Source organism: Halanaerocella petrolearia, from assembly GCF_054657875.1.
Genome location: NZ_BAAHXW010000001.1, coordinates 533,414 through 549,517 on the forward strand (window position 1 = coordinate 533,414; position 16,104 = coordinate 549,517).

18 protein-coding genes are annotated in these 16,104 nt (G+C 34.1%); all 18 read right to left on the minus strand.

Annotation, left to right across the window (positions count from 1 at the left end):
- Positions 1-30: 30 nt before the first annotated feature.
- Positions 31-1,056, minus strand: coding sequence for an NAD(P)H-dependent glycerol-3-phosphate dehydrogenase (locus tag ACYQ39_RS02720; RefSeq protein WP_459840341.1), 1,026 nt, complete (start codon positions 1,054-1,056; stop codon positions 31-33).
- A gap of 12 nt (positions 1,057-1,068) precedes the next feature.
- The gene (plsY, locus tag ACYQ39_RS02725; protein ID WP_459840342.1) at positions 1,069-1,674 is read right to left on the minus strand and encodes a glycerol-3-phosphate 1-O-acyltransferase PlsY; all 606 of its coding nucleotides are present in this window, start codon (positions 1,672-1,674) and stop codon (positions 1,069-1,071) included.
- Between the two features lie 16 nt (positions 1,675-1,690).
- Complete coding sequence (gene der / locus ACYQ39_RS02730) at positions 1,691-3,007, minus strand: ribosome biogenesis GTPase Der (protein WP_459840343.1); 1,317 nt, start codon at positions 3,005-3,007, stop codon at positions 1,691-1,693.
- A complete protein-coding gene (locus tag ACYQ39_RS02735) occupies positions 3,000-4,358 on the minus strand; it encodes a DUF512 domain-containing protein (RefSeq protein WP_459840344.1) in 1,359 nt (452 codons plus the stop codon). The genes der and ACYQ39_RS02735 overlap by 8 nt, the downstream gene beginning before the upstream one ends.
- 83 nt (positions 4,359-4,441) lie before the next feature.
- Positions 4,442-4,918, minus strand: a complete 477-nt coding sequence (locus tag ACYQ39_RS02740) for a DUF3189 family protein (protein WP_459840345.1) — start codon at positions 4,916-4,918, stop codon at positions 4,442-4,444.
- Positions 4,915-5,361 carry a DUF3189 family protein gene (locus tag ACYQ39_RS02745; RefSeq protein ID WP_459840346.1) on the minus strand — a complete coding sequence of 149 codons (447 nt, stop codon included), beginning with the start codon at positions 5,359-5,361 and terminating at the stop codon, positions 4,915-4,917. The genes ACYQ39_RS02740 and ACYQ39_RS02745 overlap by 4 nt, the downstream gene beginning before the upstream one ends.
- Before the next feature lie 9 nt (positions 5,362-5,370).
- On the minus strand, positions 5,371-5,565 hold the full coding sequence (locus ACYQ39_RS02750; RefSeq protein ID WP_459840347.1) for a capping complex subunit for YIEGIA: 195 nt from the start codon (positions 5,563-5,565) through the stop codon (positions 5,371-5,373).
- 22 nt (positions 5,566-5,587) lie between these two features.
- Positions 5,588-6,511, minus strand: coding sequence for a YIEGIA family protein (locus ACYQ39_RS02755; protein ID WP_459840348.1), 924 nt, complete (start codon positions 6,509-6,511; stop codon positions 5,588-5,590).
- A 14-nt stretch (positions 6,512-6,525) separates the two neighbouring features.
- Positions 6,526-7,578, minus strand: a complete 1,053-nt coding sequence (gene spoIIP, locus ACYQ39_RS02760; RefSeq protein WP_459840349.1) for a stage II sporulation protein P — start codon at positions 7,576-7,578, stop codon at positions 6,526-6,528.
- Positions 7,562-8,269, minus strand: a complete 708-nt coding sequence (locus ACYQ39_RS02765) for a DUF1614 domain-containing protein (protein WP_459840350.1) — start codon at positions 8,267-8,269, stop codon at positions 7,562-7,564. The genes spoIIP and ACYQ39_RS02765 overlap by 17 nt, the downstream gene beginning before the upstream one ends.
- A 135-nt stretch (positions 8,270-8,404) precedes the next feature.
- Entirely contained in the window at positions 8,405-8,665 is a 261-nt protein-coding gene (locus ACYQ39_RS02770; protein WP_459840351.1) for a stage V sporulation protein S, read from the minus strand.
- Positions 8,666-9,007: 342 nt separating this feature from the next.
- Entirely contained in the window at positions 9,008-10,537 is a 1,530-nt protein-coding gene (gene rny, locus ACYQ39_RS02775; RefSeq protein WP_459840352.1) for a ribonuclease Y, read from the minus strand.
- A 130-nt stretch (positions 10,538-10,667) separates the two neighbouring features.
- Positions 10,668-11,327 carry an ATP-binding protein gene (locus ACYQ39_RS02780; protein WP_459840353.1) on the minus strand — a complete coding sequence of 220 codons (660 nt, stop codon included), beginning with the start codon at positions 11,325-11,327 and terminating at the stop codon, positions 10,668-10,670.
- 1 nt (position 11,328) lies between these two features.
- Positions 11,329-11,592, minus strand: coding sequence for a hypothetical protein (locus tag ACYQ39_RS02785; protein WP_459840354.1), 264 nt, complete (start codon positions 11,590-11,592; stop codon positions 11,329-11,331).
- Entirely contained in the window at positions 11,589-13,043 is a 1,455-nt protein-coding gene (locus ACYQ39_RS02790) for an AAA family ATPase (protein WP_459840355.1), read from the minus strand. Before ACYQ39_RS02790 ends, ACYQ39_RS02785 begins: the two co-directional genes overlap by 4 nt.
- Before the next feature lie 5 nt (positions 13,044-13,048).
- The gene (locus ACYQ39_RS02795; RefSeq protein WP_459840356.1) at positions 13,049-14,005 is read right to left on the minus strand and encodes a metallophosphoesterase family protein; all 957 of its coding nucleotides are present in this window, start codon (positions 14,003-14,005) and stop codon (positions 13,049-13,051) included.
- Position 14,006: 1 nt separating this feature from the next.
- Positions 14,007-14,648 (minus strand): RecX family transcriptional regulator, encoded by a 642-nt coding sequence (locus ACYQ39_RS02800; protein ID WP_459840357.1) that lies wholly within the window; start codon positions 14,646-14,648, stop codon positions 14,007-14,009.
- A 297-nt stretch (positions 14,649-14,945) separates the two neighbouring features.
- Complete coding sequence (recA, locus tag ACYQ39_RS02805; RefSeq protein WP_459840358.1) at positions 14,946-15,998, minus strand: recombinase RecA; 1,053 nt, start codon at positions 15,996-15,998, stop codon at positions 14,946-14,948.
- Positions 15,999-16,104: the final 106 nt, after the last annotated feature.

The window sequence follows — 16,104 nt, forward strand, 5'->3', positions numbered from 1 at the left end:
AAAGAGTAGAACTACAAAAGCTCTACTCTACTACCATGCTTTTACTTTTGCTACTGCTTCGATTTCATGTTTCTTTCCTCGTAACATTAAGTTATTAACTGCCTCTTTAGGCTCTTTATCCTCAAATAAGATCTGATATACCTGTCCTACAATTGGCATCTCTACATTCAGCTCTTGAGCTAAAGAATGAACTGCTTTTGTAGTCTTTACTCCTTCTGCTATCATCTGCATCTCATCTAGAGCTTGGCCAAGAGTATTTCCAGAACCAATCTTATGACCTAAGCGCCGATTACGACTATGGCGACTAGTGCAAGTTACAACTAAGTCACCTAATCCTGTCAATCCAGCAAAGGTCATTGCTTTAGCTCCCATTGCAACTCCTAAACGTTTGATCTCTGTAATACCACGAGTTACTAAAGCAGCAATAGCATTATCTCCATAACCTAATCCATCTGCGATTCCAGCCGCAATTGCAATACTATTCTTGACTGTAGCTCCTAACTCAACACCAACCACATCAGGATTAGTATAGACTCTAAACTTATCAGACATAAAGATATCCTGTACTTGCTGGGCCAACTTCTTATCTTTATGGGCTACTACTACTGTTGTAGGATGATCTAATACTACTTCCTCAGCGTGAGTTGGCCCGCTTAAAGCCACTACTTGATCTTGATGGTTAGTCAGTTCTTCTGCTAAAATTTCAGTCATGCGTAGATTAGTTCCTTCTTCTAATCCTTTACTAGCACTTACTATAATAGTATCGTCAGCTATTAACCCTTGTAAGTTCTGGGCTACAGTTCTCATTACATGAGAAGGTACTACTACAACTACCAGCTTAGCTTCTGTTACTGCTTCTTCTAAGTCAGTAGTAGCCTGTAGGTCAACAGGTAGTTCAATATCAGGTAGATAAGAATTTCTATGTTCTTGATTTATCTCAGTTACTTTCTGTTTAGAGACATCTTGAATACAGACTTGATATCCATTACGATGCAGTTGTAAGGCCAAAGCTGTTCCCCAGCTTCCTCCACCAATTACTGCTACTTTATCTTTCATTATTTCTGCCTCCTATTCATCAACTCGTTGATTTAAGCTAACCTTATTTTCTTCACCAGCCAATAGCCTTTTGATATTAGGTCGATGGCTATAAATAACAAAGATAGCAATTAACAGACTAAAAATAACTAAGGTCATATCTTTATCAAAGAAAAACATTAACACCGGAATTAAAGCAGCACCAGTAATAGAACCCAAAGAAACATATTTAGTCAATAATACAATACTCAACCAGACAACAAAAACAATAATTACTACTAAAGGAGCTAAGCTACCTAAGACACCAACGGATGTAGCTACTCCTCTTCCTCCTTCAAATCCTAAAAAGAGAGATAAATTATGCCCTGCCACAGACATTAAGCCAGCTAATAGAGCCAATAGCACTTGATCACCTAATACAGCCTGGGCCAACTTAACAGCCACTACTCCCTTACCTATATCTAATAAGGCTACTAAGACTCCAAATTTCAAGCCCATTAAACGAAAAGCATTAGTTGCTCCAATATTACCACTACCATACTCTCTAATATCCTTTCCTTTAATCAACTTAGCTACTAGTAAACCAAAAGGAATAGAACCTAATAAATATCCAGCCAACATAATTAAAGTTATTTTCATTATCCAACCTCCTATCTTAGTTTTTACGAGGGATAATTCTAATTGAAGTCCCTTCAAAACCAAAGGCTTTACGGATCTCATTTTTAAGATATCGTTTATAAGAGAAATTAAGCAATTCAGGATCATTAACAAATATCACAAAAGATGGAGGTTTAATTCCTACTTGTTTAACTCCATAAATCTTTAACCTTCTACCTCGCTTATCAGAAGGTGCTTCTACAACTTCTTGGGCTTCATTAACTACTTCTGTTAAGACATTGCGCTTAACTCGCTTTTCATTCTCTTCAACAACATAATCAACTAAATCTAACAACTCTATGACCCGTTGTCCTGTTAGAGCAGAAACAAAAGTAATTGGCGCATAATTCAAGAAAGGTACTTGATATCTCATCTCTTCAATATAACGATCCATTGTATTATTACCTTTCTCAATTAAGTCCCATTTATTGACTACTAAAATAATTGCCTTTCCTTCTTCATGGGCATAGCCAGCAATTCTCTTATCCTGATTAGTAATTCCTTCTTGGGCATCAATAACTACTAAAGCAACATCTGATCTATCTACAGCTCCTAGAGCTCGAATAACACTATATCTTTCTACTCCAGGGTCTACCTTACTCTTTCGTCTCATACCAGCTGTATCAATCATTACATACTCTTGATCAGCACTTCTAAATGGAGTATCAATAGCATCACGAGTAGTTCCTGCCTCATCATTGACAATTACTCGCTTCTCTCCTAACATTCGATTAACTAAAGATGACTTTCCTACATTAGGCCGTCCCACTAAAGAAAACTTAATTGCGTCTTCATCATAATCTGGTTTATCTAACTCAGAAAAGTTACTAGTTACCTCATCTAATAGATCTCCTGTACCTTGTCCATGTTCAGCAGAGACTAAACAGATCTCTGGAAAGCCTAACTCATAAAAATCATACTGAGCCATTCTAGCCTCGTCAATATTCTCAGACTTATTACCTACTATAATTACTGGCTTATCTGCTTGACGTAAAAAATTAGCTATTTCTCTATCATTTTCAGTTAAGCCATCTCTAATATTAACAACAAATAAAATAACATCTGCTTCATCAATTGCTATTTGTGTTTGATAACGCATCTGTTCCTTAACCTCTACATCCTCATTAAATTCAATTCCACCTGTATCCACTAATAAGAATGGATCACCTAGCCACTCTGTCTCAGCATAGATTCTATCTCGAGTAATACTAGGTTCATCTTCTACAATAGAAATCCTTTCTCCTACTAAGCGATTAAATAAAGTCGATTTACCTACATTTGGTCGTCCTACAATTGCTACTACTGGTTTAGCCATTATCCGCACCTCCAAAGTCTTTATCTAATACTCTTTCTACTATATCAACTGCTTTATTCTTCACTTGTACTACTGGACTAGAAACTTGATCTGTAAAGTTGGCCCATGATAGATCATCTAAGAATAAATTATCATCATTCAATAATACTTCTGGCAATAAGACCAACTCCCCTAAATCAGTCTTATCTAAAGCAGCTAGAATATCTTCTCCTGTTAATAACCCCGTAACAGTTACTTCAGATCCAAAGTGGTTATTATCTACCTCTAATAGATCTACCTTTAACTTACTAATCTGATTCAGCCTGTCTACTATAGGTTCTAAAGCCTGAGCTCCTAATACTCCACTGACTATAGAAACCTTTCGTTTCTCTTCTACACTAGTAGGTAACTGCTCTTTTAGCTCTTCAAACTCATCCCATAAAACTCTAACCATTCCTACACCATTCTCCAACTGAGGAAAATTATCATAATATTGAGCAGAAGGAACTGCTTGATCAGCTAAAAAATAAAACTCATCAGATAAATATACAAAATTAATTCCTGTCTCTTCTTTAAATTTCAGCTGCCAACTTTCAACTTCTTTAATTATCTCTTCAGCTTCTTGCGAAGTAAAAGATCTTAAATTATATAAATCTTCTCTATATTTAGTTAAACCTACAGGAACAATAGCTAATGACTTAATTTGTGGGGCAAATTGTCCTAAATCTGCAATTGTTTGTTTTAAATACTGCCCATCATTAACGCCTGGACATAGTACTATCTGAGTATTAAGTTCAATCCCTGTCTCAACTAATTCTTCAATCTGTTCTAGTATTCTTCCAGCATTTTTATTGTTTAACATTTTCTTTCTAACTTCAGGATTGGTACTATGTACTGAAATATTCAATGGGCTTAAATGTAATCGTTTAATTCTATTAAATTCTTCTTCAGATAAGTTAGTCAAAGTAATATAACTACCTGACAAAAAAGAAAAACGATAATCATCATCCTTTAAATTTAATGTGTCTCTAGACTCAGTAGGAGCCTGATTTACAAAGCAGAAAATACAATTATTTTGACAAGTCTTTAATTGATCAAAAATTATATCGGAAAAATCAATTCCTAACTCTTCATCATAGTCTTTTTCTACTTCTAAAATCCAATATTCGCCATCTTTAGTCATTACTTCTAACTCTAAATAAGTATCAGTCAACCAAAACTTATAATCTATAAAATCTCTCATAGGTTGTCCATTAATTCTAATTAGTTTGTCTCCTGCTTTTAATCCTAATTCATCAGCAATACTATCTTCAGTTACTGATTCAACCTCTATATAAGAGTCTACTCTTTCAAATTCTTCATTCTTAGCCATATTTATCACCTCTATAATTGACTACCAATATATTATTATCTTATACTCAACTAGATTAGTCAAGGTGAATTTTATTAATCCTTCTAGCTACTGATATCTTGAAACTGTTTTAACCTCTGCTTTACCTTAAATACTAGATCTACATATTCGAAATAAGACTTCTGCAAACTATAAATAGTTAATGGTCTACCTAACTTTACTAAACCAAATCGTCGTGATAAATTACCGCCTATCTTGGTTAAAAAATTAACATATGGCAACGCTGCAACTAGCATTATTTGATTACTATTTATATCGTATAACTCTAGAAAATTAAGTAAAACTTCTTTAACTAAGTTACGCTTACTACCCATTCCTAGAATATAGACTTCATTTCCTAATTCATCTTGACCATAATAAAAGGGGTGACCTATTTGATAGGATTTTGTCTGATCATAATGAGGCACTTGTCGAATCATATCTTTACTAGCTATTTGATCAGTAGGCAACTTACCTATATGAATTGCTGCTGCTAAAACAGAAGAATGAGCACTGCCATAACAATAATAGATTACTTTCATTTTAAACTAGCAGTCCTTTCTTCAATTCTAGTCACTAGTTTCCTAATACTAGAATGGCTTCTTTTAACTCCTATTTTCATAAGTTGTTCTCCTACCCTCTTCCAACCTAATCTATTTAATTTGACTCCATACTTAATAAATAAATCATCTGCTGAGGTAGTATTGATCAGTATAATTTCTTCTTCTAGAGCAAATACACTTTTAAATCCTCTAATCATTCTACTTATTATAGCTTCCTGACCTTGACAGCCTAAGACTAAAACTTCATTCCCTTGCCGGTCAATACCTAAAGATAAAACTTCACCTGTCTCTTCTTGCTGGTTAAAAGAATTAAAAATACTTTGAAGTTTAGAATTAACTCCTTCTTCCCATAATTTCAAATAAGAAGAGGCTACTAGTAAAGCAGTTCCTGACTGGTAATAACCTAAGCATACTATTTTCATATTTTTCTCCTAGTGTTTGATTAAAATATAAACTCCATTACCTAAATCATGAACCATTGATATGGTTAAACGAGAAATCATCATAGCAATATATTCTAGCTCTTCTTCATCATCAGCATAAAAGATTGGTGCTGAACCACTCTCAACCTTATCTTGGTTTTCTTTCATAGTCACAATTGCTAAAATAAAATCAGTTATATCCATAAATTAATCATAACCCCCTATTTTAATCAGCAGCTGCTCTACCTGGATCAGATTTTAATGGTCGGCGTCGTGAACCTTCTAAGACTGGAGTATTCTCCACTGCTTGCTTTATAAAAGGCGGATCATCCTCCATAGGAATTATAATCATACAGACTCTTCCTGTATCTAAATTTAATCTAGCTAAAGGTGTATAATCCTGTACTCCTACATCTAGCTTAACTCCTAGTTGGTTCACTATATCATGAATCATTGCTTGCCTTTGACCAATATTAGCTAATGTAGCACGAGCATCATCATCTTTAGGAGCCACTACTATTCCTAAACCTGATTCTTTCCATTTTTCTAATGATTCTTTTAACCCTACATTCATTATTACCACATCTTCAACTGCAATATTACTATTATTAGGGCCAGTAAATTCTAAGTCTACCACTTTTACTTTAGCAATATCACTAATAGTCTCCTCACTCATTGTCAAATAAAAAATATAACCTATTCCTCCACCTAATAGCACCCCACTTACTAAGTTAAGAATAGAAGGAAGATTAAAAAAATTGGCTATATAATAACCTATTGTACTGACAAAAGCAGTAACCATAGCCAAGTAATTTCTGGCCTCAAATACTTTAGCAATATTTTCAATATAAGCGTCACCTCGAGGAACAAGTTCAGTATCTTCAATTTCAGACAAAAAATCTCGCTCCATGGTCCTAATCCCTCTAAACTGTTGAGCAGCAGCTCCTAAGAAGGTTACTGCAACATAATTTGCTTCTAACAATGCAGGAACAACTAATCCACCTAATGCAGCAGCAATAAATCCAAAAGTAAGATGGACTAAATATCCTCTAGGATAGCCTGGATACTGTCTATAGTCTACTCTTAAGGTCATTAACCGGGCCAACGTCCCTAAACTAACTCCCAATAGAATCATAGATCCATACTTCACTAGTCTCCCTCCCTCTAACTATCATCAGAAGAATCATCAGTATTCTTAAACCGAGATATTGCACCTGCTAGACTCCCTTCATTAGCTACTAAAAAAAGTCCTCCTCCAATTATAGCTATAACTAGAATAATCATAATTGAACTAAAGGAACTACGATTTTCTCCTGCTCTAGCCTTATCAGGCAACTCTCCTTGAGCTCCATACAGTAATTTATTAATTGAATTAGCTACTAGATTAGTAGTATTAACAGCCAATTGTTGAGGAATTACATGAGTACCAAATTCTAATAATAAAGATCTAGGTGATAGATCTTGATTATACTTTCCTCTAGCATAATAAATTCCTTTAACTAGACCTGGATAATATTTATCAGTAACTGCCTTAAATTGTTTAGCAAATTTATCAACTACCTTTATCTGAGGGTTTTGACGTCCTACTACTAATCTAACTCTAGCTGCTTTTTTCTCATTTACCTTAGTAATATATTCTCTAGCATCAGGTACTCCATCACGATGAATATCCAATAAAGCATCTGGTCGATTACGTACCAACTTCATAGCCGTTCTTCTAGATCGTTCATAAGCTCCACCATCATGAGGTTCATGATTAGCGTCTTTGTAACGAACCTCAATCCCTTTTGCTTCTAATGCCTTTGCTAATCTATGACTAACTACTCGAATATCTCCTTTACCTGGTTCACTATCAGTACCACTAGTCGGTTTATAGGATTCAGCACCATGAGTATGATAAAGAGCAACTAACTTTTTATTCTTTTGAGCCAATAAACCTTGGGCCAAGGCTAGTCTATCTTCTTCACTTCCCACCAATTTTACTTTCTTCTCTAACTCTGCTTTAGCCTGCTTACCATTAACTTTAACTATTTTATACTTCTTATTCTCTTCATTAATATAATAATCTCCAGCTGATACTTCCATTGCTGTTTCAAAAACAACATCTCCACTCTTTTTATCGACTACAGTAAAATAATCATCTTTAGCCCAGCTCACTATAGAATAACTAGTTAATAAACAGAGTAATAATATTATAACCTTACTCCTCTTCTTCATTACTATCCCCTCGCTCTTCTTCAACACTAGAATCCAATTTCCCAAATTCCATATCATTAGCTAAACCTCTTTTAAACAGATCATCTTCTTGTTCAGATAATACTTCTCGTGATTCACCAACTATTTCAGCCAATAATACAGCTAATAATCCACTTATTACTATTGAATCAAAGATACCAGCTCCACCAATACTAACATCTCCTGGAATTCCTCCTAATGTAACTTGAAAGAGATGAATCAAATCATAAACTACAAAACCTAAGGTACCAGCTACAAATGCTATTCTTCTAGAACGCCCAGTTAAGTAAGCTACTACCCCAGCTACTATAGGAAATAAATAGTTAGTATCAATTAAAGTATGGCCTTCTTCAAATTGATATAATTTAGTTAAGGAAAAAATAGCTATTCCAGTTACTACAATTGATAAAATAGCCTTAAACAATTTAGAACTATCTTCTATTCTAACTATAATAAAGACAGCTAAAATAATAGGGATAATTGCTCCTCCTACATTAATTTCAATTAAGGGAGCATCACTAATAGGAATATCAATAAAACTACCTAACATCATAGCTGCTAAAAAGAGGACTAATGTCCCTTTGCTAATTCCTAATTCTCTAATCATTTCTTCAGCAAAGCCTAAATAGACTAATATTTCTAAAGCTATAAGAAGAATCACCCCGATTGGCATCTAGTTCACCTCCAAATAATAGAGCTTTGTTAGATAGTTTTAATCTAAAATAAAAAAAATATGTAAATTAAATAATAAAAAGCAACCCACCTGAATTCAGGTAGGTTGCTTTTCATCTTACCCATAATTTATAAATTATCTAGACTCTACAATCAATTTAATAGCAGTTCTTTCATCTCCATCAATCTCAATATCAGTAAAAGCCGGAATGCAGAATAAGTCCTTACCACTTGGAGCTACATATCCTCTAGCAATAGCTACTGCTTTTACTGCTTGATTTAATGCGCCTGCTCCTATAGCCTGAAGCTCTGCACCTTCCCTTTCTCTTAAAACTCCAGCTAAAGCTCCAGCTACTGACTTAGGACTTGATTTAGATGATACCTTTAGTACTTCCATGTTTGAATACCTCCTTAAGTATTTTTTATTAAATATGTTATTCCATATATTTACTTCTATATCTTCAAAATTATTCCTTCTTTTTTATGTAAAAAATTAAAATTATTAGTTATTATAATTTTGCTCAGATATTATTTCTACTTATCTATCTGTTATTTTTAACAGTATCAAGTATTTTATTCTTAATTAAGTAATTAAATATTTATTAATTAATTCCTGCTTAAATTTCAAGAAAATTTATTTAACTACTAAAATTAGTTAAATATAATTGAAAAAATTAGTAGAAATAATAAAAATAAAAAAACAGAGGCAACCTTAGTGGCCACCTCTGTCATTAATTCTCTATTTAGCATAATCGACTGATCTAGTTTCACGCACTACTGTAACTTTAATTTGACCGGGATAATCTAAGTTCTCTTCAATATCTTGAGATGCTTCATAAGAAATTTTACTAGCTAGATTATCATCAACTTGGTCAGGCTCAACTATAACTCTAACTTCTCGTCCAGCTTGAATGGCATATGCTTTCTCTACACCATCAAAGGAATCAGCAATACTTTCTAACTTCTCTAGACGCTTAATATAAGACTCTAAAGTCTCTCTTCTAGCTCCAGGTCTTGCTGCAGAAACAGCATCTGCTGCAGCAACTAAAACTGCCTCTATAGATGCAGGTTCTACATCACCATGATGAGCTTCAAAAGCTTGAATTACTTCTTCACTTTCACCATATTTACGCGCTAAATCAACACCAATTTGAACATGTGGTCCTTCAACTTCATGGTCAACAGCTTTTCCTAAATCATGCAATAAACCTGCTCGTTTAGCTATATCAACATTAACTCCTAATTCAGCAGCCATAATACTAGCTAAATGGGCCACCTCTATAGAATGCTGTAATACATTTTGACCATAACTTGTCCGATATTTTAATCTACCAAGCAATCTAATAATCTCTTTATTTAAACCATGCACTCCAGTATCAAAAGTAGCTTGTTCACCTACTTCATAAACACGATCATCAATCTCTTCTTTTGCTTTTTCTACCATTTCTTCAATACGAGCTGGATGGATTCGACCATCAGCTACTAACTTCTCTAAAGCAATTCTAGCTATTTCTCGTCTAATAGGATCAAATCCAGATAAGATAACAGCCTCAGGAGTGTCATCAATAATTAAATCAATTCCTGTTAAACTTTCTAAAGCACGAATGTTTCTTCCTTCTCGCCCAATAATTCTACCTTTCATTTCATCATTAGGCAAATTAACTACTGAAACTGTTGTTTCAGCTACATGGTCAGCAGCACATCTTTGAATAGCAGAAGAAATAATTTCTCTAGCTTTCTTATTTGCCTTTTCTTTGGCTTGAGCTTCCATATCTTTAATCTTTTTAGCTTTTTCATGTTCTATTTCATCTTCTACTCGACTTAATAATAAGTCTTTTGCTTCTTCAGTAGTTAATCCAGATAACTGTTCTAGTTTCTGCTCATGTTTTTCATATAACTCTTCAACTTCAGTCTCCTTCTGCTTAATATTCTTTCTTCTCTTTTTAAGTTCTTCTTCTTGTTGGGATAATTTATCAGCTTTACGCTCTAAATTATCTTCTTTCTTAACTAATCTACTTTCAAACTTCTGTAATTCATTACGACGTCCCCGACATTCTTGTTCAACTTCTTCTTTTATTTCATGAGCTTCTTCTTTGGCTTCAACCAAGGACTCTCGCTTAATAGATTCTGCCTCTCGTTTAGCATTTTCTACAATCTTTTCTGCTTCCTTTTCAGCAGAACCAATCTTACTTTCACCAATATATTTTCTAATGGCAAAGCCAATTAAACCGCCAATTACTAAACCAAGTATAGTTAATACATATCCCAACTACTCCACCTCCATTCATTATTTAATTGTCAAACAATTACTGATAGATAACTAGTCTATATCTTAAAATATTAAGCATGTGCTGACCTAGTATACTATACACAATTAACATTTTAACTTTTTATCTTCTTTATGTCAAGCTACTTATCCGACTCTCTCCTGCTTTTAGTTCTACTTTAAAAGCTTGATCAGCTATTTGACCTAAATGCTGTTGATGAGTAACAATAATAATTTGTCGATTAAAGCGTTCATTAATTGTTTTTAGAAATTTAGCAACATTAGTAATATACTCTTGACTTACATGTTTAGCTGGTTCATCTAAGACTAAAGGGCCAGCAACTTTAGGGCGCCGTAACGTCTCTAAGATAGCAACTCTCAATCCTAGAGAAACTACATCAACAATTCCTCCTCCTCGAGCATTTTGAGGAATATTCTTAATCTGCTCTTCTCCAGTCTCAGAAACAACATAAAACTGAGCCGAAAAACTATTACGTTTCTTCTCAATCTCAATTTCAAAACTAAAACCAGCTCCAAATACAGCCTGTAAAGCTTGAGTAACCAATAATTCAATCTGTTGTCTAGCCTGTTCCCTAGCATATTTAGAAACTTCCTGTAAGAAAATATTAACCTGCTCTAGCAATTCTCTTTCCTCTTTATATTCAGTTAACTCAGTAAGTTTTTTCTTCTTCCTCTGTTCTAGGATCTTCTTCTCTGCCTTACGGTTATGATATTCTTCTTTCTTAGTTTCAATATCAGTCTCTAACTGCTTAATAATATTTTCTACTTCCATCTTACTTCTTCCTTGTCTGCTTTAAGACTTCATCATCTGGTAATAGATCTTCAGCCTTATCAAGTGAGTTATCTAGTTTATCTTCTAAACGCTTAATTTCATCTGCTAATTCTTCTGGTTGAATACCATACTTCTTAAGCTGCTCTAATAATTCTTCTTTCTTGTCTTCTAAATTCTCTAATTTAGTTTCTGCCTTAAATTTCTTTTTTTCAGCTACATCTAGTTTATCTTGTAACTCCTCAATTTTAGTCTGATAATTACTCATTGTGATTCCTCCTTATACTTATTGATAATTTGGTTAATTAAACCTTCATTAACTTTACTGAAACAAGTTGGACATTCTCCTTGTTCTCGCAATAAATTGCTATATTTAGTAATTGATTCTTCAAATTCCTCTCTAATCTGATCCAGCTTAGATTCTTTCTGGTCTATCTTTTCAGTTACTTGTTGCCATTTAACTGCTATCTTCTCTAATTTTTCTAACTTCTCAAAGCTAGTTTTTAAATCTTCCTTTACTTCTTGTTGCTGATTAGAAGTAGGAAATAAAGCTATTAACTTCTCTTGCTTATCTATCTGCTTTTGGCAATCATGCCAGTTACCATCTAATGATTTTAAGTCATCTAGTTTTTTCTTCAAATCAACTGCCTGCTCAATTTTTTGAGCTACTCTTTTAACTTCTGAAGTCTCCTCTAGTAATTCCTGATGATATGCAATTTCTTGAGTTGATTGTTGATACTTAGTAGTTAATTCTTTTAAATTCATCAACTTATCTACTTGAGATTCTATTTTAGGTAACAATTCTCTTACTTGATCCAATTCTCTAAAATGAGTTATAAATTCTCTACCAATTTCAATTGATTCTTTTTTTTGTTCTAAGTCTAATTTTAGCTCTTGTAGCTTATTTAACCTTTCTTTCTGCTTTTGAGAAGTAGTCAATAACTGACCAACTACCTCTAGATTAGATAATTGGGCTATTATCTCCTTTAATTTCTTTTCTTCTAGCTTAATTTCTTTTAATTTCTGATATAATTCAGTTAGCTTATCTAATCTGTTCTTAGTATCTTTAATTTCTTGTAATATTTCTTCTTTTTTTTCAATCTCCTGGGCCAACTCTGGTAGATCAGAAAAATCTTTTAGATCATTATCAATCTTATCAACATCATCTGCTATACTAGCTTCATCACGTTTCAATCTACCTATATCACGATTAGTCTCTTGACTAGCTGCATCGACTAAATGAATATCTAACAGTCGTCCTAAAGCCTTGGCCCTTAGACTACCAGGCTGATGTAATAAGAAAGCCCCATCTAATTGATAATCTAGATTTAAAGTCGTCTCATAATCAGCATCTAACTCAATCTTAGGCATCTGATGCAACTTAGTAACTTCCTCTGGTACACCGCGACCAATCTTTTCAAGTACCTGTTTATTCCCTTCAGGATCAACTATTATATAACCATTCTTACTAGGGGTTTTGCGTCGAGTAATCTGATAACCAGTATCCAACTCTAAAGTTACCTGACATCTACTCTTACCTACTCGAATATATGAATCACCTAAAGGCTCATTATATAAGACCCACCTTAAAGCACGAATAATAGCTGACTTTCCTTCATCAGAAGGGCCTGTAATTATATTAAAACCTTGCTTAAACTCAATACATGTATCTTGATGTGATTGAAAATTCTCTATTTTTAGCCTTTTAATCTTCTGCATCAGCCCTATTCACTCCCTAATTCTTCTTGGGCTTTAGAGATCCTCTCTAAAGCTTCCTGCTTAACTTCTTCAGTAATTTCTTGATTGTTAGCTACTTGATCTAATATCTGTTCTACAGAAAAATATTTAAATTCACCAGCTGCTTTGATAGTCTGAGTAAAATCAGCCAGTTTTTTCTCTCTAAAAGCAGCCGCTTCTATAGCAGTTCTATCTAATACTTCTTCTCCTGGTTTAGCAGATTTTAATTTCTTAAACTCAACCTCAATTTCATCTGCTAAATCAATTAAAGCAACTTGAGGCTGGCGTTCAATCTCTTTAGTATCAGCACTCATACGAACTAAAGCACCTGGATTAATAAACTTAGTTTCTTTATGATCTTGTTCTCCAAAGCCTAGATGATAATGACCAGCCACAACAATATCAGCCTCTGTCACTACATCCTCAATTAAGGTATATCCTTGATCAAAAAAAGGCCTATCTAACAACATACCATGAGCTACATGAATAGCATAATCAACCTCTGAAGACTTATCTACTTGATAAGCCGAAGCATCAGTATCAACATTATAATCGAAATGCTTACCTGTTAGCCGCAGTTTAACTTCTCCTTCTAATATAATCGGCTCCTTAATTATCTTTAATACCCCTGAAGTTATTAATAAACCTAACATTGTCCGTGATAAAGTGTCTGGATTATGACCATATAGATCATGATTACCTGCTACTACATAAATAGGTACTTTAAATTGACGTAGAACTTGTAAGAACTCATTTACTACAGAAGGAGCTGGATTAGGTCGGTCAAAGACATCGCCGGCATGTAAGATAAAATCTACCTCTTCCCTCCTGGCTATCTTATCAACTTCCTGTAATTTATTGATTAGAGTCTCTTTAAAATTATCAATTCGCCTGCTAGGAGTTGTTCCTCTAATATGCGTATCAGACATGACTAATAACTTCATCTTAATCCTCCTCTGTTAATAGATCCTCTAAAACTAGATCAATTGCTTCAAAAGAAAAACCCTTTCTTCTTAATACCTGCTTTAGTTTCCCTCTCTTCTCCCAATCAGATAAACTATGATATCTACCTTGCTTTTTATCAGCTAACTCAAAAGCCAGTTGATACTCTAGATCAAAATCATATTCTCTTTCTATCTCTTCTTCTATAATATCTTTACTAACTCCTTTTTCCTGTAATTGTTTTCTAATTCGATAAGGGCCAAAACCTCTTGTAATACGATCTTTAATCCAGCTTTGAGAAAACTCTCGATCATCAATATAATCTAATCGATCTAGTACATTAATAACTTTATCTATTACTACTCTACTAAATCCTTTATCCATTAATCTACTCACCAATTCTTGCCGACTTCGTTGGCGATAAGATAGTAGTTTAAAAGCAGCCTTCTTAGCCTGAGCCAACTCTTCATCTACTAAAAGCTGATCCAATAGATTCTCTGTCATTGGCTGCCCCTTACTTAGTTCATATTCATAAACTAACTTGGCATCTATACCTAATAGAAACTGACCATCTACAAAGATAGAACAACGTTGTTGATTATTCTTCTGTTTTTCAATCCTCGTGATAGTTCCTTGTTTAGTCATTTTTCACTGTCTCCTCCCGTAAAATCGACTTCTTAAAAAATGAATCTTAATTGATATCATGTGTCACTTTCAGTGACACAGCTATCTGTCGTCTGCTGTGTTTCATGAGCCAAATCAACGTTAAAATCATAAATATAATTAAATCGCTAAAATATAGAATTCATAGAGAACTAGATTTTGAATGTAATGGTTTTGAATTGGCTCATAACACATAGCACATAGCTCACAACACATAGCTGATGACTGACGATTACTAACTAAAAACAAAGCCCCTTCAATTAAGAAGGGGCCACTAATTTAAGCAGATTCCTTTTCAGTTTCTTCCTCTTTTGGTTCTGACTCTAACTCTTCTTCATCTAAAAACCCTAATTCAACTTTGATCTTTTGCTCAATTTCTTTTCTTATCTCTGGATTCTCCTTTAAAAATTCTTTAGAATTCTCTCGACCTTGACCTAAAGTAATATCATCACCATAAGAATACCAAGCTCCAGCTCGTTCAATAATATCATGTTTTTCTGCTAAATCTACAATACAGCCTATCTGGGAGATTCCTGTACCATACATAATATCAAATTCGGCCGTTCTAAATGGAGAAGCAACCTTATTCTTAACTACTTTAGCTTTAGTACGATTTCCTTTATATTCGTCTCCATCTTTAATTGTCTTTCTTCGTCTAATATCTAACCGAACAGAAGAATAGAACTTAAGTGCTCGTCCACCTGGAGTAACCTCTGGATTACCAAAAGTAACTCCTACCTTTTCACGAATCTGATTAATAAAGACACATGTACATTTAGATTTATTAAGCACACTAGATAACTTCCGCATTGCCTGAGACATTAAACGAGCCTGTAGACCTACGTGAGCATCACCCATTTCTCCTTCAATCTCTGCTTTCGGTACTAGGGCTGCTACTGAGTCAATTACAATCAAATCAATTGCTCCACTACGGGCCAATGATTCACAGATCTCTAGAGCATCTTCACCAGCATCTGGTTGGGATACAAGTAACTCTTTAGTATCAACACCTAGATTCTTAGCATACTTAGGATCTAAAGCATGCTCTGCATCAATAAAGGCCGCAACTCCATCTTCTTCTTGTACTGCAGCAATCATATGTAAGGTTACTGTTGTCTTTCCTGAAGATTCAGGGCCAAACACCTCAATAATCCTACCTTTAGGAATACCCCCTACACCTAAAGCTGCATCTAAAGATAGAGCTCCTGTAGAAATAGTCTCTACATCCATTGCTTCAGCATCGCCTAATTTCATAATTGAACCTTGACCAAATTCTTTCTCAATCTGATTTAAAGTCCGCTCTAATGCTTTCTGTTTCTGCTTTTTTGACATATTTATTTCACTCCTTATATATTCTAAGCTATTAAAAATAACTTTTCCAGTCAATAAATATTCATTTTGTTACTTAATTGATATAGTCATAAGTCATGTGTCATGA

What these genes read in the sequence shown, in the direction of transcription:
- ACYQ39_RS02795 (WP_459840356.1), bottom strand. Translation starts at nt 14,005, where the DNA reads ATGAAGTTATTAGTCATGTCTGATACGCATATTAGAGGAACAACTCCT.
- ACYQ39_RS02740 (WP_459840345.1), bottom strand. Translation starts at nt 4,918, where the DNA reads ATGAAAGTAATCTATTATTGTTATGGCAGTGCTCATTCTTCTGTTTTA.
- recA (WP_459840358.1), bottom strand. Translation starts at nt 15,998, where the DNA reads ATGTCAAAAAAGCAGAAACAGAAAGCATTAGAGCGGACTTTAAATCAG.
- plsY (WP_459840342.1), bottom strand. Translation starts at nt 1,674, where the DNA reads ATGAAAATAACTTTAATTATGTTGGCTGGATATTTATTAGGTTCTATT.
- ACYQ39_RS02780 (WP_459840353.1), bottom strand. Translation starts at nt 11,327, where the DNA reads ATGGAAGTAGAAAATATTATTAAGCAGTTAGAGACTGATATTGAAACT.
- spoIIP (WP_459840349.1), bottom strand. Translation starts at nt 7,578, where the DNA reads ATGAAGAAGAGGAGTAAGGTTATAATATTATTACTCTGTTTATTAACT.
- ACYQ39_RS02800 (WP_459840357.1), bottom strand. Translation starts at nt 14,648, where the DNA reads ATGACTAAACAAGGAACTATCACGAGGATTGAAAAACAGAAGAATAAT.
- ACYQ39_RS02770 (WP_459840351.1), bottom strand. Translation starts at nt 8,665, where the DNA reads ATGGAAGTACTAAAGGTATCATCTAAATCAAGTCCTAAGTCAGTAGCT.
- der (WP_459840343.1), bottom strand. Translation starts at nt 3,007, where the DNA reads ATGGCTAAACCAGTAGTAGCAATTGTAGGACGACCAAATGTAGGTAAA.
- ACYQ39_RS02735 (WP_459840344.1), bottom strand. Translation starts at nt 4,358, where the DNA reads ATGGCTAAGAATGAAGAATTTGAAAGAGTAGACTCTTATATAGAGGTT.
- ACYQ39_RS02750 (WP_459840347.1), bottom strand. Translation starts at nt 5,565, where the DNA reads ATGGATATAACTGATTTTATTTTAGCAATTGTGACTATGAAAGAAAAC.
- ACYQ39_RS02720 (WP_459840341.1), bottom strand. Translation starts at nt 1,056, where the DNA reads ATGAAAGATAAAGTAGCAGTAATTGGTGGAGGAAGCTGGGGAACAGCT.
- ACYQ39_RS02790 (WP_459840355.1), bottom strand. Translation starts at nt 13,043, where the DNA reads ATGCAGAAGATTAAAAGGCTAAAAATAGAGAATTTTCAATCACATCAA.
- ACYQ39_RS02745 (WP_459840346.1), bottom strand. Translation starts at nt 5,361, where the DNA reads ATGAAAATAGTATGCTTAGGTTATTACCAGTCAGGAACTGCTTTACTA.
- ACYQ39_RS02785 (WP_459840354.1), bottom strand. Translation starts at nt 11,592, where the DNA reads ATGAGTAATTATCAGACTAAAATTGAGGAGTTACAAGATAAACTAGAT.
- ACYQ39_RS02765 (WP_459840350.1), bottom strand. Translation starts at nt 8,269, where the DNA reads ATGCCAATCGGGGTGATTCTTCTTATAGCTTTAGAAATATTAGTCTAT.